The organism is Myxococcus qinghaiensis (genome assembly GCF_024198215.1).
Classification (GTDB): domain Bacteria; phylum Myxococcota; class Myxococcia; order Myxococcales; family Myxococcaceae; genus Myxococcus; species Myxococcus qinghaiensis.
Genome location: NZ_JAKCFA010000001.1, coordinates 360,921 through 379,348, shown reverse-complemented (window position 1 = coordinate 379,348; position 18,428 = coordinate 360,921). Strand labels below are relative to the sequence as shown.

At 70.7% G+C, this 18,428-nt stretch carries 15 protein-coding genes; 13 read left to right on the top strand and 2 right to left on the bottom strand.

Annotation, left to right across the window (positions count from 1 at the left end; genetic code table 11):
- Together LZ199_RS01565 and LZ199_RS01560 are read right to left on the bottom strand one after the other, a co-directional pair.
- Positions 1 to 1,788 carry a sigma 54-interacting transcriptional regulator gene (locus tag LZ199_RS01565; RefSeq protein ID WP_253991842.1) on the bottom strand — a complete coding sequence of 596 codons (1,788 nt, stop codon included), beginning with the start codon at positions 1,786 to 1,788 and terminating at the stop codon, positions 1 to 3.
- A gap of 132 nt (positions 1,789 to 1,920) precedes the next feature.
- On the bottom strand, positions 1,921 to 2,511 hold the full coding sequence (locus LZ199_RS01560; protein ID WP_253991841.1) for a GNAT family N-acetyltransferase: 591 nt from the start codon (positions 2,509 to 2,511) through the stop codon (positions 1,921 to 1,923).
- A 109-nt stretch (positions 2,512 to 2,620) separates the two neighbouring features.
- Between LZ199_RS01560 and LZ199_RS01555 the strand changes: the two genes are divergently transcribed.
- The 13 genes from LZ199_RS01555 to LZ199_RS01495 all read left to right on the top strand — a co-directional run bounded on the left by LZ199_RS01555 (position 2,621) and on the right by LZ199_RS01495 (position 18,425).
- Positions 2,621 to 3,328, top strand: coding sequence for a hypothetical protein (locus LZ199_RS01555; RefSeq protein WP_253991840.1), 708 nt, complete (start codon positions 2,621 to 2,623; stop codon positions 3,326 to 3,328).
- A 3-nt stretch (positions 3,329 to 3,331) separates the two neighbouring features.
- Positions 3,332 to 4,126: a DUF4126 domain-containing protein gene (locus LZ199_RS01550; protein WP_253991839.1), complete on the top strand. Its 795-nt coding sequence runs from the start codon at positions 3,332 to 3,334 to the stop codon at positions 4,124 to 4,126.
- A 42-nt stretch (positions 4,127 to 4,168) separates the two neighbouring features.
- Positions 4,169 to 4,777: a 4Fe-4S single cluster domain-containing protein gene (locus LZ199_RS01545; protein WP_253991838.1), complete on the top strand. Its 609-nt coding sequence runs from the start codon at positions 4,169 to 4,171 to the stop codon at positions 4,775 to 4,777.
- On the top strand, positions 4,774 to 5,877 hold the full coding sequence (locus LZ199_RS01540) for a hypothetical protein (RefSeq protein ID WP_253991837.1): 1,104 nt from the start codon (positions 4,774 to 4,776) through the stop codon (positions 5,875 to 5,877). Before LZ199_RS01545 ends, LZ199_RS01540 begins: the two co-directional genes overlap by 4 nt.
- A complete protein-coding gene (locus LZ199_RS01535) occupies positions 5,874 to 6,440 on the top strand; it encodes a hypothetical protein (protein ID WP_253991836.1) in 567 nt (188 codons plus the stop codon). The genes LZ199_RS01540 and LZ199_RS01535 overlap by 4 nt, the downstream gene beginning before the upstream one ends.
- The gene (locus tag LZ199_RS01530; RefSeq protein WP_253991835.1) at positions 6,437 to 8,554 is read left to right on the top strand and encodes an AAA family ATPase; all 2,118 of its coding nucleotides are present in this window, start codon (positions 6,437 to 6,439) and stop codon (positions 8,552 to 8,554) included. The genes LZ199_RS01535 and LZ199_RS01530 overlap by 4 nt, the downstream gene beginning before the upstream one ends.
- Positions 8,547 to 8,813, top strand: a complete 267-nt coding sequence (locus tag LZ199_RS01525) for a hypothetical protein (RefSeq protein ID WP_253991834.1) — start codon at positions 8,547 to 8,549, stop codon at positions 8,811 to 8,813. Before LZ199_RS01530 ends, LZ199_RS01525 begins: the two co-directional genes overlap by 8 nt.
- A complete protein-coding gene (locus LZ199_RS01520; RefSeq protein ID WP_253991833.1) occupies positions 8,813 to 12,091 on the top strand; it encodes a hypothetical protein in 3,279 nt (1,092 codons plus the stop codon). Before LZ199_RS01525 ends, LZ199_RS01520 begins: the two co-directional genes overlap by 1 nt.
- A complete protein-coding gene (locus LZ199_RS01515) occupies positions 12,088 to 13,134 on the top strand; it encodes an AAA family ATPase (RefSeq protein ID WP_253991832.1) in 1,047 nt (348 codons plus the stop codon). Before LZ199_RS01520 ends, LZ199_RS01515 begins: the two co-directional genes overlap by 4 nt.
- Before the next feature lie 252 nt (positions 13,135 to 13,386).
- Complete coding sequence (locus tag LZ199_RS01510) at positions 13,387 to 14,883, top strand: hypothetical protein (protein WP_253991831.1); 1,497 nt, start codon at positions 13,387 to 13,389, stop codon at positions 14,881 to 14,883.
- Between the two features lie 45 nt (positions 14,884 to 14,928).
- A complete protein-coding gene (locus LZ199_RS01505) occupies positions 14,929 to 16,290 on the top strand; it encodes a WGR domain-containing protein (RefSeq protein ID WP_253991830.1) in 1,362 nt (453 codons plus the stop codon).
- A 6-nt stretch (positions 16,291 to 16,296) separates the two neighbouring features.
- Complete coding sequence (locus tag LZ199_RS01500) at positions 16,297 to 17,430, top strand: STM4014 family protein (RefSeq protein WP_253991829.1); 1,134 nt, start codon at positions 16,297 to 16,299, stop codon at positions 17,428 to 17,430.
- Positions 17,431 to 17,546: 116 nt separating this feature from the next.
- Positions 17,547 to 18,425, top strand: coding sequence for an SGNH/GDSL hydrolase family protein (locus LZ199_RS01495; protein ID WP_253991828.1), 879 nt, complete (start codon positions 17,547 to 17,549; stop codon positions 18,423 to 18,425).
- Positions 18,426 to 18,428 lie beyond the last annotated feature (3 nt).

Sequence of the window (18,428 nt, the reverse complement as noted above, 5' to 3'; positions counted from 1 at the left end):
TCAGTCCGCCTTCCACAACCCGTGGCGCCGGGCCCTGCGGCCCAGCGTCACGGGGTCCATGCCCAGCGCCACGGCCGCGCGACGCAGCACCCCGCCGTGGCGCTCCAGGGCCTCGCGGATGAGCTCGCGCTCCACCCGCTCCAGCCGCGCGCGCAAGGAGCCGTCTCCCGCCAGTTCGTTGCGCACCGGGGACACCGTCACCAGCGACGGGGGCAGCAGGCGGCGCGACACCACCTCCCCCGGACGCGACAGCAGCACGGCGCGCTCCAGCACGTTGCGCAGCTCGCGCACGTTGCCCGGCCACGGGTAGGCGCGCAGCAGGTCCTCCACGTCCTGGGACATCCCGCTGGCGCTGCGGCGAAGGCCCCGGTTGAACACCTGCAGGAAGTAGCGCGCCAGCTCCGGCACGTCCTCGGGCCGCTCCCGCAGCGGGGGGATGTCGATGGTGAAGCTGTTGAGGCGATAGAAGAGGTCCGCGCGGAAGCGTCCGGCGCGCACCTCCTCCCCCAAGTCCTTGTTGCTGGCGGCCAGCACGCGCACGTCCACGTGCCGCACCTGGGTGCCTCCCACCGGCCGCACGTCGCCCGTCTCCAGGACGCGCAGCAGCTTCGCCTGGAGGTTGGGCGTCGTGTTCTCGATTTCGTCCAGGAAGATGGTGCCGCCGTTGGCCAGGACGAACAGGCCCGGGTGGTCCGCCACCGCGTTGGTGAAGGCGCCCTTCACGTGGCCGAACAGCTCGCTCTCCAGCAGCGTCTCCGTGAGCGCGCCGCAGTCCTGCACCACCAGCGGCAGCTCCTCCCGTCCGCTGTGCCGGTGGAGGATGCGCGCGAGCACCTCCTTGCCCGTGCCCGTCTCGCCCTGGAGCAGCACCGCCACGCGGTGCGGGGCCACCAGGCGCACCATCTCCATCACCCGCTGCATGGCCGCGCTGCGCAGCCCCACGTCCTCTTCGCCCCGCCCGCCCGGCTCCTGCGGCCGGGCCTGTGACAGCGCGCGCTCCCGCAGCAGGTTGCGCTCCAGCTCCAGCGTCATCCGCCACTGCTCGGTGCGCACCCCGCGCTCGCGCCCGGCCTGGAGCACCGCCTGCCGCACGGCGTCTCGCGAGGGCGACTCGCCGAGCGCCCGGAACACGAGGCCCGCGTTGAACAGCGCCACCAGCCGCTCCGGGGCCGCGGGCGCGCAGTAGATGATGCGCGAAGCCAGGTCCGAGGGAGGCACCGCGCCGGACAGCTCCACGTCCGCGCTCGCGGTGGTCAGCCCCTCCACCAGCGCCAGCGCCCGAGCCTCCTCGCGTCCACACACCAGGAGCGCCGCCGCGTCACCGCGCTCCAGCAGCGCGTGCGCCTCCTCCTCGCTGGCGGCGAAGTGCGGCACCGCCTGCCCCTCCAGCGCCGCGCGGATGTCCTTCGCCTCCTCCTCGCTGGCGAACGCCACCACCACCTGGAGGCGCGCCATCGACAGGTAGCGCGCCAGCTTCACCCCGTCGGAGCCCTCGAACGAGTGGAAGAAGACGCCGAGCGCCGTCACCGCGCCGCCCGACTCGTGGCGCCAGCGCACGTCGCCTCGCGCGCGGATGTGCTCGTTCGAGTCCGGCAGGGAGAACGACAGCTCCATCGACTCGCCCTCGCGCGGCCCCTCCTGCGGGCTCCGCGGCGTGGCGATGAGGCCAATGCCCGTCTCGCTGATGTTGACGGCCCAGCACCCCGGAAGGGCGGGCTGCGTCACCACCTTCACGTACAACGGCTTGCGCTCGCTTCGAGGGGCGTAGGCGGACACAGGCCGCGTCATGACTCCGGCACTCTACTGCAGGGATGAAGCCTTGCTGGGAAATTGCGGCGCCAGAAGATTCGCCACCCACCATTCCAACACCCGGCCCCGGGGGACACCGGCCCGGAAGCGAGCGAGCGGGTTGAAGTCGACTCAGGCCTCCGGCGTGTCGAGCAGCAGGCCCATGAGGATGCCATCGACATAGGTGCCCTCGTCGATGCGCAGGTGGGCCCGCTGGGTGCCCTCGATGACGAAGCCCAGGGAGCGATAGAGCGCGAGGGCCTTGGTGTTGTCGGCCCGGACGTGGAGCTCCACGCGGGTGACGGCGCCGCCATCCGCGTCGCGGTGGGTGCGCACCCAGGTGAGCAGGTGGACCATCAAGGCCCGGCCGGCCCCCAGTCCCTGGGCTGACGGATGCACGCCGATGCCCAGCACTCCCGTGTGGCGCAGCATCTGGAACCCCTGACGGAGTACGGAGGCCTCGCCCAGGAGCGCGCCGTGCGCGTCCGTCACGACGAGGGGGAAGGCGTGGCCGTCCAGCCGGTGCAGCCCCGCGGCCTCCCGCTGGGCCAGGAAGGCCTCCGCGTCCTCGGGCAGTTCATCCAGGCGCTTCACGACGCCGTGCCGGGCAATCACCTGGGCTCTCTCCAGCGCGAGCAGCGCGGGCCCGTCCGCTCGCGTCGCCTCCCGGATGAGGGCGGAGCGACCGTCACGAAGCAGCAGCGGGACTGGCTGGAAACGCATGGACAGGCTCTCCGGACCCGACGGCCAGGTGGCCGAGCATGGGGCCTTCACGGTACCTGACTCGCCCCTGCGCCCGGGGCATGATGTGGACACGCCGATGAGGGGGACGATGCCTTTGACGATGACCGCGAGCGCCCGGAGTGAGGAGCACGAGCTCGCGCTGCTCTTGAGCGGGCGCTGTCGCCGGTGCGCCGAGCGGATTCCAGGAGGCACCGCGCTGCGCGGGCGCCCGTGTCCCCGGTGCGACGAGCAGACGCTGCCGAACTCCACGGACCGCGAGGTCCTCCACCAGCTCGCCTCCGAGCGGGCCACGGTGAGGCTCGGCATCGCCGTGGCGGTGGTGGCGCTCGCCGCGCTGATAGCCAGCTGGGTGCCCCTGCTCACGTCGCTGCTGCTGGTGGCCGCGCTGGTGTGGCTGCGGGTGACGCTGGTGACGCCCGCGCTCCAGCTCCTCACGCCCCAGCGGCGACTGGTCTCCCGGTGGACGCTGCGCCTGGCCGCGGGCTGCTTCGTGGCGCTGTCCGTCCTCGTGCTCGAGTTGCTGACGCTGGTCCCCGCCTTCGGAGCGCTGGCCAAGGTCGCCATCAGCGCGGGTCAGGTCGCGCTCGCCGGCCTCTTCGCGCGTCGCTACCTCGCGTGGCAGACCGAGCGCGAGGCGCGCGGTGTCTCCGTCGCCTTCTGGGAGATGGGCCTCCTGGTGGGGTGGATGCTGATGCTGCTGACCTTCACCGCCGCGTCGGTGCTGCTGGTGCTGTACGCGCTCCAGTCGCTGGGGCTCGTGCAGGGCTTCCTCGCCGTGCCCATGGGAGGGCGCTGAACCATGCTCACGTTCGCCATCGCCTCCCAGGTCATCGGCCTGAGCGGCGCGTCCGGCACCCGCGCGGGAGGCAGCCTGCTGCTGCTCGCGCTCGCCGCGCACTACCACTACCTGTCGCTGCCACCGGAGCTGATGTGGCTCGCGACGCCCCAGGCGCTCGGGGCCTTCGTCGCCTTGCTCGCGTTCGAGATGTACACGCAGCGCGACAGTGACTTGCGCATGGTGCTGGGCCTGGCGCAGTTCGCGCTGAGCGCGGGCAGCGGCGCCACGGTGGCGCTCGCCTCGCTGGGCGTGGGGACGGAGCAGCTTCCTCCCTGGGCCGTGGGCGCGGTGGGCGCCTTCGTCGCCGTGTCCACGTTGTCGGTGCGGCAGTGGCTGCACACGCGCGTGGACCAACTGGAGACCGAGGTGCTGCATCCCCGGCGCTGGCTCCTGCGCACCGAGGACGTCTTCGGCCTGGGCCTGGCGGCGGTGGCCATCCTCTGGGCTCCGTTGTCGCTGGCGCTCGTGCTGCTGTTCACCCTGGCCTGCGGCGCGGCGGGGCTCGTGGCGTACCGGCTGGAGGCGCGCTCGCGACGCGCGTGTCCCGCCGGGTGTGGAGCGAAGATTCGCGAGGAGGCCTCGCGCTGTCCCAAGTGCCGCGCGGACGTGCCCGTGGCCAGGGCGCTGGACTTGCGACTCGGCGGGCGGATGAGGGACGCGCTTCGCGGGGCGCTCGGGTCCGGGAACTCCAGCGCTCCGCGCATGGAACCGAGCATCCAGCGCGACGGCGGCAAGGTCCCTTCCCGGCTGGGATGATGGGCGGTCCTCGCCGTTCCTGGCATGCTGCGGACGGCTCCCATGTCTTCGACCGCGGACGCGTCTTCTCCTGGCCCGGTGCTCCGGGTCGCCCAGCAGGTTCCCCGCACCGAGGCGGAAGGGCCCGGGCGCCGCTTCGCGCTCTGGCTCCAGGGGTGTCCGCTGCGTTGTCCCGGGTGCTGCAACCCGGAGATGTTCGCGATGGAGCGTGGCAGCGTCGTGACGGTGGAGGCCCTCGCGGCCCGGGTGCTCGCGACGCCCGGAATCGAGGGCTTCTCGCTGCTGGGAGGTGAGCCCTTCTCCCAGCCCGGCCCGGCCGCGGACCTCTGTGAGCGCCTGCGCGCGGGCGGCCTGAGCACCATGGTCTTCAGCGGCTACACGCTCGCGGAGCTCAAGGCCCAGGCGAACCCGGACGTCGAGCGGTTGCTCGCCAGCCTGGACCTGTTGGTGGATGGGCGTTACGAGAAGGACCTGCCGGAGACGCGCCGCCGGTGGATCGGCTCGAGCAACCAGGTCATGCACTTCCTCACCCCGCGCTACTCGCCGGAGGACCCGACGTTCACCGCGCCGAATACGGCGGAGATGCACCTCGTCGAAGGTCGGCTCATCGTCAACGGCTGGCCTGACCTCGCGGACCGACTCCGTCCATGACGCGCGTCTCACTCTCCGAGCATCGGCTGCTCACGCTCGCGCGCGCCGTCATGGGCCTGGGCCAGTACGCGCCCGTGGAGGACCTGCTGCGCGAGCGTCACACCGTCGCCGCGCGCATGAGTCCCGGCGCCCTCGCCTCGCTGCGCGACACGCTGTCCCGGGGCACCGTCCTGGCGCTGGCCCGCTGCGGTGGGGCGCGACGACGACGTCACCTGACCGCTGACTCTGGCGAATCGGGTCCTTCGCGGCTCTGGGAGCGACACCGTGCCCCCGCGCTGAGCTTCTCGGCACTCTGCTTCCACACGTTGCGCTGGCTCGTGGAGCAGCCGCTCGTGGTGCCTGGCCATCGGCCCCTGGACGTGGATGCACCGCCGACGCTCGCCGACGAGCTGTTCCTCTTCCTGTGCTGCCGGCTGGTGGCGGGCACGGCCTGTGCTCCGGCGATTGCCCTTCAGCTCCAGTTCCAGCGCTCCATCCTCTGTCGCCTGGGGTTCCCCGACCTGTTCGTCGCCGTCCCCGGCACCCTCGACGCGGAGGACTTCGAGCCGCTGCTCGCGGGAGGAGGCTGGTTGCTGGAGGCGCTCCAGGACGAGCTGGCGCTCCGGTGGCGACGGTTGGAAGAAGCCAAGGCACGGCTCATCGAGCCCAAGCACCTGGTCGACCTGGTCGACCTGGGCACCGCGCAGGAGCGAGTCCTGGACGCATTCCTCGATGCCGTGGACGGCGCGGGCCGCAGGGACCTGGCGGGCTTCGTGCTGGACGCGCTGCGCCCCCTGGTGGACCAGCCCGCGTCGCGGTGGGTGTCGAGCCTGTCTCCTCGCGCCTCGCTGAGCGTGAAGGCCGAGGCACGCCGGGCGGCGGGCGCGAGCCTGCGCGCACTCGGACGGATGGCGCGCTGGGACGCCGAGCACCGCGCGGTGCGCTTCTTCGACGACGGCTACGAGGCCGCGCAGTTGTTGCTCTCCGCGTGGGGGTCCTTCGGTGAGCCCGGCTTCCGCCTCGCATCGGACCGGGAGCGCGAGCTGACCACGGACCTGGCGACGCCCGTCGAAACGATTCCGGATACCCTCCCCCTCCCCTCCGCCGAGAGCGCCCCATGAGCCGCGCCTATCGAGTCTCCGTCTCCGAGTCCCTCAACCGCATCGTCCAGGCCGAGGACGGCGTGTGCTCCAAGCTGGAGCTGTTGCCATTGCTGTCTCGCGAGGAGACGGCGGGCCTGCTCGCCGCGGAGCTGGCGAAGCGGGGCTTCACGCAGGAAGGCGACGTGGCGGTGCGCCTCGAAGCCGACGGCGTGCGCGTGGCCGTGGACGTCACCACCGGCGAGGTCAGCGTCACGCTGTCGGACGCGGAGGAGGTGGAGCTGAGCGCGACGGCCGAAGTCATCTCCCACACCCCGGACGGCTCCGAGGCGACGCGGAAGCTCGCGAGGGAGAAGGCCCGCGCGAAGCTGGAGGACAAGACCCAGGACGCCACCGAGACGCTGCGCGAGGACATCACCCGCCGGCTGGAAGGGCGCTTGAGGGACCTCAAGTCAGAGCTGGACTCCATCGCCAACAAGGTGACGGGCGATGCCCTCAAGGTGCGCGCCTCGCAGCTCGGCACGGTGGAGGAGATCCACGAGGACGCGGCGACAGGCTCGCTCACCATCAAGGTGCGCGTATGAGCCAGCGCATCCCCGAGGAGTCCCTGCCCACGGAGCTGACGCCCTTCGCTGCCGTGGAGGCCGCCTACCCCGCGGAGCTGGGCCGCCTGTGCGAGGCGCTGCTGCGCGGCCTGCCCGTCATGGTGGAGGCGGACAAGGAGCTGACGCCGTACTTCTACAAGTGCCTGCGAGACAGGCTGAAGAAGGACGGCAAGCAGTTCCTCTACCTGGACGGCCGCGCCGCCGCGGAGCCGCCCCCTGGAATGCCCGCGCCCAGCATGATGGCCACGCTCATCGGCCAGCTCCGCGACGCGGTGCGAGGCGCGGTGCGTGAGCGCATCGTCGTGCTGCCCCACCTGGACCTGCTCACCACCAGCAGCGGCGGCCTCACCTCCGAGGCGCGCGAGGTGATTCCGCTGCTGTATGAAAACCCGGAGATGCTCTGGGTGGGCTTCAAGGACCCGTCCTTCCCCCTGCCGCGCGTCATCGAGAACCTGTTCCCCCACAAAGAGAGCATCCTCGGCGTGAGTCGCGAGCGGCTGCGCTACCTCGTCACCCAGCGCGAGTGCCGCAAGTTCGGCCGGGGCCTCCAGCCGTACTCGCTCTACAAGCACGTGTCCGGCGTGAATGCCGTGCGGCTGCGTCGGCTGCTCGGGGCCATCACCGGCGAGGACTATCCCAGCGACGCGCGGCCCGCCTTCGCGCAGCTCCGCTCGGCCACGCTGAGCGGCTCGCTCAACGTGCCAGAGATTGACCTGCACACGGAGATTGGCGGCTACGCGAAGGTGAAGGAGCGACTCCAGCGCGAGATTCTCGACGTGCTCGCGCACAAGGAGACGCTGGCGGACGCGGAGGCGGTGAAGCGCGTGGAGGGGCTCTTGCCGCGCGGCATGATTTTCTGGGGCCCGCCGGGCACCGGCAAGACGCTGTTCGCCAAGGCGATGGCGTCATCGCTGGGCGCGGCGGTGCTGGTGGTGAGCGGTCCGGAGCTGAAGAGCCGCTGGGTGGGCGAGAGCGAGGAGAACCTCCGCCAGATTTTCGTGCGGGCCCGACAGGCCGCGCCCAGCATCATCATCTTCGACGAGCTGGACTCCTTCGCGGCGGCGCGCGGCACGTACACGGGCTCCGGTGTGGAGCACTCCATGGTGAACCAGCTCCTCACGGAGATGGACGGCTTCCGCAAGGAGGAGCTCGTCTTCGTGGTGGGCACCACCAACTTCGTGGAGTCGTTGGACCCCGCGCTGCTGCGCCCGGGCCGCTTCGAGTTCCAGCTCTGCATCCCCTACCCCAACAGCGCGGACCGCCGGGCCATCCTGTCCATCTACAACCAGAAGCTGGCCCTGGGCATGACGGAGCGGGCGCTCGACTACGCGGTGAAGCGCACCGGGGACCGCGTCGAGGGCACGGGCACGCGCTTCTCCGGCGACCACATCCAGGCGCTGTGTCGGGCCCTGGCGCGACGCCGGCTGCGCGATGGAACGCAGGCGCCCACCGAGGCAGTGGACGTGGAGAAGGCCCTCACGGACTTCCTGGACCGGCCGGAGCTCACGTCCGCCGAGGAGAAGGTCGTGGCCACGCATGAGGCCGGCCACGCCGTGTGCGCGCTGTTCTGTCCCAGCGCTCCCGCCATCGACCGCATCAGCATCCGCGGAGACCTGGCGGGCATGCTCGGCTTCGTGCAGTACGCGGACCCCGCGCACCGCTACGTCGTCACGCGGAACCAGTTGCTGGACACCATCTGCATGCTCTTCGGTGGACGCGAGGCGGAGGCGCTGCTCCTGGAGGACCTGTCCATCGGCAGCGCGCATGACCTGGAGCGCGCCACGGAGATTGCTCGCGAGCTGGTGGAGATGCTCGGCATGGGCGGCGATGGAGTCCCCGTGAGGCGCTTCGACGCGCCGGGACGGGATTCGGAGCGGCACGCGCTCTCCGATGCAATGCGCAGCTCAATGGAGGTCGCGGTGCATACGCTGCTGGGGGAACAGCGCGCCCGGGCCCGCGACATCCTCCACCGAGAGAAGGCCCGCCTCGTCGCGCTGCGGGACTTGCTGCTGGAGCGCAAGGTGTTGGATCGCGAGGCATTCGTCCACCTGGCGCCCACGGTGGCGCCGCAGAAGGAGCCGGCCCATGGCTAGTCTCATCCTCCGTCTCCTGGTGAATCCCCAGACAGGTCGTAAGGACGTCGTCATCCAGTACGAGAGCGACTCCGACGCGCTGCCCATGGAGCACGAGGAGGAGCACCGCCGCCTCGTGGACCAGCTCATCGCCGGGGGCGCGCTCAAGGCGTCGGAGCTGGGCCGCGTCATCGTCCAGCGCGACACCCCGTCCGGACAGGTCGCCGAGCCCGAGTCCTCGTCCGAGAGCACCGCCGAGAAGGTGAGCCAGAAGGCCTGATGTCCACGCTCGTGTTCCCCACCGAGGAAGCGCTCCACCTCGCGCTGACCTCCCGCCTCGTCCCTCCGGAAGTCCAGGCCACGCCGGCCCGCTACCGTCGGTCCGCCGAAGGTGTGCTCCACGTCACCTCCCAGGCCCCCTTGTCGAAGGCCGTGCTCGCGGAGCTGGCCACGTTCGGCATCAAGGCGGACGCGAAGGCGCCTCGCCTGGAGGACTCCGTGCTGTGCTGGGCGGAGCTGTTGGCCTCGCGCCGGGTGCCCGTCGAGAACGCGCCCCAGGGGCTGGTGTTGTTCCTGCCCATGGATGGTGACGGGTTGCTGTCGCTCGCGGGGGAGCTGCTGCGCCTGGGGTGTGATCGCCAGGAGGTCTGCTTCGCCGAGGAGAAGCAGGGACGGCGGGCCCTGCTGCGCGCGTCGGCTCCGCCCTACTTCACGCTCACCGGCGCGATGGACCGCGTGGGCGGCCTGCGCGCCTTCGTGCCCGCGGTGCCGGGGCAGCACTCCGTCTGGGTGGAGCTGGGCCACGCGCATCCGCTCGCGCGCACGCTGCTGCCCGCGCCTGGCACGGTGGTCCTCATCCCTGGGGAAGGCCCGTGGCTGACGGCACCGGATGGCCCGTGGACGGACCTGTATCAGCTCACGGACCTGCGGCTCCCCGAGCCCGCGGAGGACTGGACGTCCACGGCCGCACCGGGGCGACTCTCCGTCCACCTGAAGCTCACCCGCGCCGCGCGCACGGAGGCCGCGAGCCTCTGGGTGCTGCGCGAGAATGCCGTGGCACAGGTGGAGTCGCTGGTGCACACGCTGCCGGAGGCGCTGCTCGCGCAGCTTCGCTTCGCGGTGACGGGGCCCGCCGACGCGCCGTGCATCATCCTCCGCGCACGCCACGGCCGTGAGCGCCCGCCGGAGCTGGGCCTGTCCGCCATGGCCTATGCGCCGCTGCCCCAGCTCTCCGACCTCTACCTGCCTTGTGACGGGCTGCTGGAGCCTCCCGTGCGAAGAGACCGGCTGCGCGCGCTCCTGGCGCCCGTGCCGGACACCGTCACCTGGTTGCATCCCACGGGCGCAGGCGGCTTCCGCGCGGAGCGAATCCCGGAGCAGGCCTTCCAGCCCCTGGAGTCCTGGGTGGACTACGTCGTGGACACCGCCGCCTCGGCCCTGGATCCGTGGGTGAAGGGGGCCACGTTCGACTTCGGCGCCCTCGAAGCCACCGAGGGCGAGTGGATGCCCGGCGCGGCGAGCCCCGCTTCCACCGAGGAGGGCGAGGACCCGGACACCTCATCGACCCGGAGTAGCCGTCGCACGCGTCGGGGACAGAAGCCCACGCCACCGGAGCCCGTCGAGTCCGAGCCGACAGCGACGGCGAAGCGCTCGGGGTCTCGAAGCCCTGGAAACAGCCTGGAGCCGCTCACTCCCGCGCAGCTCAGCGCCGCCGAGGAAGCCCTCGCGCGCGCGGAGAAGACCTTCCTGGAGCTGGAGGCGCCCGCCAATGCCCCCGAGCGACAGGCCCTCTGGGTGCGCATGGCCGAGCTGAATGGCCAGGTGGGCCGGGGACGCGACGCGGCGCTGTGCTGGACGCGGGCGCTCTGGAACGCCTCGGGTGCGGAGGCCACGGAGCTGGCCGCGCGTTGGGCGGAGTCGGAGTCGCGCGCCGGTGTCTCCCAGGCCGAATTGCTGGCTCGCGCCACGCCCTCCGAAGACGATGTGCGAGGCCTCGCGAGCGGGCTCGTCCTGGGCGCGCTGACGTCGCCACGGACGCCACCGAAGGATGTGCCCTCGCTCCAGCGCTGGTTGGATCACCACGACACCGCGCTCGACGTGCGCACGCTGTGGCTCTCTCGCGCCGCGCTGGACACGCTCGTGGGGGGAGATCCGCTGAGCCTCGCCCGGACGGGGGACCGCCTGATGGAGATGCTCCAGCGAGGGCTCTCTCTCGCGCGCGATGTCCCGCGCTTCCTGCGCGGTGGCGCGGACGCCTCGGCGCTGCCCAGGCTGGCATCGCAGCTCGATGCGCTGAGAGAGCGCTTCGAGCGCACGACGCGGCGGCGCTCCTCCGTCGAAGCCCCCGCTGAGTTGACGCAGGCCTATGTCCACCTCGTCTTCGCCTGTGGCCTCGCGCGGCTGGGACAGGCGGACCGGGCGCGGGCGCTGGTGGCCTCCGCCACGGCGGTGCTCGACCCCAAGGAGCCCATTCACGGGTTCCTGTCGCGGGCCTATGGCGCGCGCGTGGCACAGGCGCTGGAGGGCGAGCCCCTGGAGAGCCCGCTGCCAGCGGACATCTCCTCGGAGCTCAACGCGCTGGCCACCTTCCAGCGGTACAAGGTGGACCGGCTGCGCCAGGCCTCGGCGCTGCTGGAGCCCAGCGAGCGATTGGACCCGGCCCGGGCCTTCGGGCGCGGGACACGGGACCTGCGAGGCGAGGAGTTCGCCGCGCTGCGAGACATCCGCGATGCGGCCACGGTGACGCACGAAGTGGTTCAACTGGTGAGGCGCGCCACGGGCCCCCGCCTGCAGGCACCCGAGCGACTGCGCCTCATCGGAGGACTGTTGGAGACGCTGCCTCGGCTATCCCCTGCGCGGGCGCTGCCACTGATGGATGACCTGGTCTCCGCGATGGAGGGGCTGCCGGGCGAGTCCCAGGCGCGGCTCCTGGGTGACGCGCTCACGCTGGCGGCGCTGTTCGGCCGAGCGGACCGCGCGACGTCGCTGGCGGGACGGCTGCGGCTGGTGTTGGCCGGTCTGGCTCCGGAGTCCCCCGCGTGGGGAGAGGGCATCCTGGAGGCCAGCCTGCGCGGCCTGCGTCGCGTGGGCCTGTCTCGCGAGACGGGCGAGCTGGTGGAGGCGACGCGAGGGTTGCTCAAGCGGGCCAAGGCGCCCGTGGCGGCGCGCCTGGGAGTGGCGTCGGGAATGGCGATGCTCGGGCACGTGGAAGAAGCGCTGCCGGTGTTCAACATGGCCTTCGACGCGCTGGCCGCCGCGAAGGGCTCGCCCCAGGAGCGGATGGCGCTGACGCGGAGCCTGGCTGGAGCGCTGGCGCACACGCCGACGAACATCGCGCTGCCGGGACTGGCGCGGCTGTCCGAGGGGCTCGCCACCGTGACGGACAGCTTCAATACCAACAGCCACTTCTGCCTGTCCGTGGTGGAGCTGGCGGATGCGCTGGTGATGGGCCACGTGGAAGTGGCGCAGGGCTCCAGCGAGCGGGCACGAAGCTGGTTGGACGAGGATGAGTTTTTGGTGCGGCGACGCATCCATCAGGAGTTGGAGGAGCGTACATGAGCAGTGTTCCCCGACGGGAAGAGCCCGTCGCCGACCCCATCTCCGCGCTGACATTCGACGCGCTGTCACGCGAGGCGCAGGGGCTGCGCGAGCGGCTCAACCGGTTCCGACAGGGGCTCGGGCGACACTTCGTGGGCAAGCAGACGTTGGTGGACCTGATGACGGTGGCCGCGGTGGCGCAGGAGCCGCTGCTGCTCGTGGGCCCTCCGGGCACGGCGAAGTCGGACCTGGTGCTCAAGTTCCGCGAGGCGCTGCGCATCCCCAACGAGGACTACTTCGAGTACCTGCTCACGCGCTTCACCGAGCCGTCGGAGGTCCTCGGCCCCATCGACATCAACCTGTTGCGCCAGGGCCGCTACATCCGCCGGGAGAGCGGCAAGCTGCCCACCGCGAAGCTGGTGTTCCTGGATGAGGTGTTCAAGGCCAGCTCGGCCATCCTCAACGCGCTCTTGACGGTCATCAACGAGCGCAAGTTCTACCAGGACGGCGCACCGCAGCCGGTGCAGCTCAAGGTGCTCTTCGCGGCGACCAACGAACTGCCCGAGCACGCGGAGCTGGGCGCGCTCAAGGACCGCTTCTGCCTGAAGGCCGCGTGCCGTCCGGTACAGGACCGCTACTTCCTGGAGCTGCTCGACTCCGGCCTGGAGTCGCAGACGCACCGCGAGCTGAACCAGAAGCCGTGGGCGGAGGGGCACGCGACGCTGGAGGACATCCTCAAGGCGCACCGCTACCTGACGCTGATGATGGGGCGCAAGGAGATGGGGCCTGACGGGCGCGAGCTGAAGGACCGCGACTTGTTCTTCCGCGACGAGCTGCTGCGCGAGTTCCGCCGCGTGGTGCAGACGCTGACGCGCGAGGACGGCGTGTTCATCAGCGACCGCAAGCTGGTGAAGCTCTACCGGCTGCTGCGCACGCGCGCCTGGATTTTCCACGGCGGCGCGGTGGAGCGGCAGGACCTCCAGCTCCTCTCCTACCTGGGAGAGACGCGGGAGGAGATTGACTTGCTGGAGGAGAAGGTGCCCCGGCTGCTCGGCCTGACGTGACGCGCGTCCACTGAAGCGCGACGAGGACCTGGAGCACCCTGCCTCCAGGTCCCCCGAATCACGAGCAGTCGCTACGGCGTGCACGCCACGTTGGCGGGCACGATCCAGAGCCGAAACCGGAACGTGTCGTCCAACCGCCCTGGCTTCAAGGAGGCTGGGCCCTGCGCACCCAGGCGGAAGTCCCGGGCAGGCGCCCCGCACGCCGACACAGCCCTCCATCGCATCTCCTCGGAAGTGATACAGGAAGGACGCATGGCAGCAGCGGAGCCGCGAGGCCCCCAGGACATGGAGCGCTGGTTGTGCGCCGGGCTCGCCCTGGCGCGACAGGAAGGTCTCGACGCGGAGGCCCTCGCCACGAGCGTGCCCTGGCTCCTGGCCACGCTCGCGGAGACGCCCACGCTGCCGCCTCCCGCGCTGGTGGCGGACCTGGGACGGCTCGTCTCCGGCCTGCCCCTGGCCCCCTCCCTGCCCGTCCCCGACACCCTGCCCCGCCTGCGCGCAGCGGTGCGCGCATACGACGACCATGTCCTCGCGCGACTCGCCGCCGAGCCCCACCTCGAACCCGTCTCCGCCGCGCTCGCCCGCCTGCCCGAGTCCCTGCGGCCCCGAGGCGTCGCCTTCCTCGTGGCCCGCATCCTCTCCCGCATGGGCTTCACCGCCGGCACGTCCATGAGCCCCGCCGTGGCGCGGCGAGTCCTCGAACGTCCACCCGGGGAACTGTTGTCATCCGGATACATCTCGCTGCGCGAGCCCGGCTTCGCACTGGAGCAGCTGGCCCAGGGCTACGAGGCCCTGAGCACGGGTGCCCGGCGCGCGAGTGCCCTGCTGGGCGACGCGGAGGCCTTCACGCTGGAGAACCTGGAGCACCTCCAGGGCAAGGCCCAGCGAATGGCGTTGGAGCAGGCGGTGGAAGCCGCCGAGGCCCTCTCTCGCGCCCTTCCGCCCCGCCTCCGCGCGCGCTCCGTGTCCACCGGTCCCGCGCCCACCGCCATGGAGGACGACGCCGCGTTTCCGCAAGGCGGGTTCTCCTCCGTCTCCAACGTGGGCAGCCTGGAGAACCTGGTCACCTCCGAGCTGGTCTACATGGAGGATGAGCCCACGCTGGACTTGTTCGACGTGCGCTACGTCGAGGGCGAGCTGCTCTACTACACCCGCGACGAGAGCCTCGCGGTGCGGCGCCGCCGCGTGGTGACGTTCGTGCTTCCGCCGAGCCTCGCGGACGCGCGCGTGAAGGACCCGGGCGTGCGCTGGCAGCGCGCCGTGCTCGCCCTGGGACTGGTGCTGTGCCTGGTGCGCCGGCTGTCCACGTGGCTGGGAGACCAGGACCTGCGCTTCCAGGTCGCCTTCCCCTGGGAGGGCGAGGGGCCCCACCCGCTGGAGGCCGAGCGCGGCCTGTGCGAGCTGCTGCTGCGCGAGTGGCGCGCCCGGGGCACCGCGGAGATTCTCACCCCGCGAAACTCCGACGAGGTGCTGGCGGGCGCGGCGGAGCAGGCGAAGCGGGCCCGGGTGGACGTGCTGCTGCTCGACGCGGCCCGTCAAGTGCGACTCGACACGCAAAAGTGGCCGGCCCATCTGGGGCTGCATCACCTGGACTTGAGTGAGCCGAGCCCTCGCCTGGAGGTGGCGGGCCCCGGGGCTGTGTCACGGGGGCCAGGAATCCAGGAAGTCGGCTCCGAGCAGGGCCCTGGAGAGACGCCTTGGGAGGCCTGGACTGGCGCGACGCTTGAGCTTGCGCGAGGGCTTCTCTAGCGTCCGGTCCGGGAAGCGCCACGCTGGGCGCAGGAGAGGACGGCCATGCCGCGGTACGAGTTCAAGGAAGGCAGCTCCAACAAGTTCTGGGAGATCAAGCTCGAGGGCAAGTCCTTCACCACGCGATGGGGCCGCATCGACACCGACGGCCAGGAGAAGACGCAGTCCTTCCCCTCCGACGAAGCGGCGCAGAAGGAGTACGACAAGCTCGTCCGCGAGAAGGAGAAGAAGGGCTACGAGCTGGTGGGCGACGGTGAAGGGGGCGAGGACGGGGACGACGAGGCGCCGAGCGTCGAGGGCAAGTCCAACCCGGAGCTGGAAGCCGCCATCCTGAAGGACCCGGACAACGCGGACGCGTACCTCGTCTACGGCGACTGGCTCCAGAGCCAGGGCGACCCGCGCGGTGAGCTCGTCGCCTTCCAGCATGCGTTGTCGAAGGCCGAAGGCACCGAGGCCTCCAACCTCAAGCGGCAGATCAACGCGCACATCAAGAAGCACAAGGCGCTGCTGCTGGGCGCGCTGGCCAAGGCGTGGTCCGAGGAAGAGCTCAAGGTGGAGTGGCACCTGGGCTTCATCCGCGACGCGCGACTGGGCAAGAAGGACTACGACTCCGAGCTGGAGGTCGCCGAGACGCTGGCGAAGCTGCTCGCGCACCCGTCGGCGCGGTTCCTCCAGTCGCTCACCATCGGAATGGTCGATATGGAGGGCGAGAACTATTACGACGAGCCCATCAAGGCCATCGCCAAGATGAAGAGCCTGCCGACGCTGCGCAGCCTGTTCCTCGGCGACTTCGAGTACCCGGACGAGACGGAGATCTCCTGGTCGTACATCAACGACGTCTCGGGGCTCTACAAGGTGCTGCCGAACCTGCGCTCGCTGCGGCTGCGCGGCGGGTCCGCGGACCTGGGCAAGATTGATCTGCCGGAGCTGCGTGAGTTCACGATGGAGACGGGCGGCCTGCCGCTGGCGGCGGTGAAGTCCATCGCCTCCGCGAAGTGGCCGAAGCTGGAGAAGCTGGAGGTCTGGTTCGGCTCGGAGAACTACGGCGCGGAGGGCGGCCTGGAGGACATCCAGCCCATTCTCGACGGCAAGGGCCTGGCGAACGTGAAGGTGCTGGGCCTGTGCAACTCGGAGTTCACGGACGAGCTGGCGAAGGCGCTGCCCACGGCGAAGATTCTTCCGCAGCTCGAGAAGCTGGACCTGTCCAGGGGCTGTCTGTCGGACACGGGCGCGCAGGTGCTCGCGGACAACGCGGCGGCCTTCAAGCACCTCAAGCACCTGGACGTGACGGAGAACACGCTCACCAAGGCCGGCGAGAAGCTGGTGGCGAAGCTGGCCGCGACGGTGGCGGCGGGCAGCCAGCGTGACTACGACGAGGAGTACCGTTACGCGGCGGTGGGCGAGTAGCGCCGCATGACGGCGGTGCCTCACTACATCCTCATCGGCAACGCGGAGAACCGGCGCGTCACGCTGTTCCAGGACGCGCTGGCCCGCCAGGGCCTTCCCCCCGCGAGGGTGGTGCCCTGGCGGGAGCTGGTGAAGCGCCCTGCCCTCCTCGCGGAGCTGCCCGACACGGACGCCCTCGTCCGCATCGACTCCGCGGGTGAGAGCTGGGAGGTGGAGAAGGCGCTGCTGAAGCGCGGGTATGACGCCGCGCGGGAGTACGGCGGTCAGGTGCTCGCGCCGGACGTCGTGGATGCGCTCGTCGAGGACCACGGGCGCATCCTCGCCCCGCGACAAGGACACCTGGGGTTCCTGCGAGTCCTCTCCGAATTGGAGGCGGTGTTCCGGGAGCGGCCTCGCTGGAGGGTGCTGCAGTCCACCGCGAGCATCGCGGACCTGTTCGACAAGCGCATCACCTCGCGGAGGTACGCGGCGCTCGGCGTACCCGTGCCGGAGCCCCTGGACGGGGTGACGGACGTGGAGTCGCTGCGCGAGCGGATGGACGAGGAGGACTGGCGCGAGGTGTTCGTGAAGGTGTCGTGCGGCTCGTCGGCGTCGTGTCTGGCCATCTTCCGCAGACACCGCGGGCGCGAGTCGCTGGTCACCACCATCGAGCAGGCGCCGACGGGTTGGTACAACTCACTGAAGGTGCGCCGAGTCACGGAGCCGGAGCGCGTGGAGGAGGTGCTGGACTTCCTGCTCCGCGAGGGCTCGCAGGTGGAGCGCTCGATTCCCAAGGCACGGTTGGACGGCGATTACTTCGACTGTCGGGTGCTGGCGGTGCGCGGAGAGCCCGCCTTCATGGTGGTGCGCCAGAGTCGAGGCCCCATCACCAACCTGCACCTGGGAGGCTGGCGAGGGGAGCCGGAGGTGCTGGAGGCAGCGGTGCCGCGCAACGAGTGGAAGGCGGCGATGGAGAGCTGCCGCGTGGTGGCGCGCGCCCATGACTGTCTTCACGTGGGCATCGACCTGATGTTCGAGGAGTACTTCTCCGGACACCGGGTGGTGGAAGCGAATGCCTTTGGAGACTTGCTGCCCAGCCTGCGCCGCGACGGCCTCTCTGTGTACGAGTGGGAGATTCGCGAAGCCTTGAAGACCGCCTGAGGCGCTGTGGCGCGGAAAATTACGCGACACCAGCAATACGAGATTAAACGGAAACTTGTCCCGGCCGCTCCCGACAAACAAGAAGTCGTTCCAACCTTGCTCGGGAGTCTCCCTTGATGTCGTTCCGCCTCCTCCTCGCCGCCGTCGTCCTGACGGTGTTGGTGCCCTTCCACGCGGGCGCGCAGACCCAGCTCGTCGTGTTTGGCGACAGCCTCAGTGACTACGGCAACAATGGCATCGCCACCAGCAGCCCCACCAGCAATCCCAGGAGCCAGATTACCGGTGTCTGGATAAAACAACTGGCGAACCAGCTCGCCCTTCCGCTCACGGCCTCCGATGACGGCGGGACGAACTACGCCCGGGGTGGCGCCGTCACCAGCGGCATGACGACGCAGGTCCGGAGCTATCTCACCGCGCATCCCACCGCTTCGGCCACCGCGCTCTACATCCTCTGGGGCGGCGGCAATGACATCAACTACCGGGCCCAGGCGAACCCCTTCGACGCCACGGGCCTCAGGAACACGGCCGCCACGGCCGTCTCCAACATCGAGTCCCAGATTCGCCTGCTCGCGCGGGCCGGCGCGAAGTACGTGCTCTGGGTCAACATGCCGCCGCTGCACAAGACGCCCGCCGCGCTGTCCATTCCGGGCGGCCTGGGCACCACCGTGCTCCAGCCACCCTCGCAGCACTTCAACACGCTGTGGGCCCAGTCCCTCGCCCGGCTCCGGACGGAGTTCCCCGGCCTCACGCTCGGTGGCATGGATGTGTATGCCCTCTTCCTGGACATCACCTCGCGCCCGGCCGCGTATGGGCTGACCAACGTGACGGGCACGGCCAAAGGCAAGGCGGTCAACCCGGACACGTACCTGTTCTGGGATGAAATCCACCCCACCAGCTACGCCCACGGAATCCTCGCGGACCACGCCTACGAGCTCATCGAGGACGCGACGTCCATCCTCGAGGAAGAAGCCCCGTGGGCCGTGCCCGCGTACTGACCT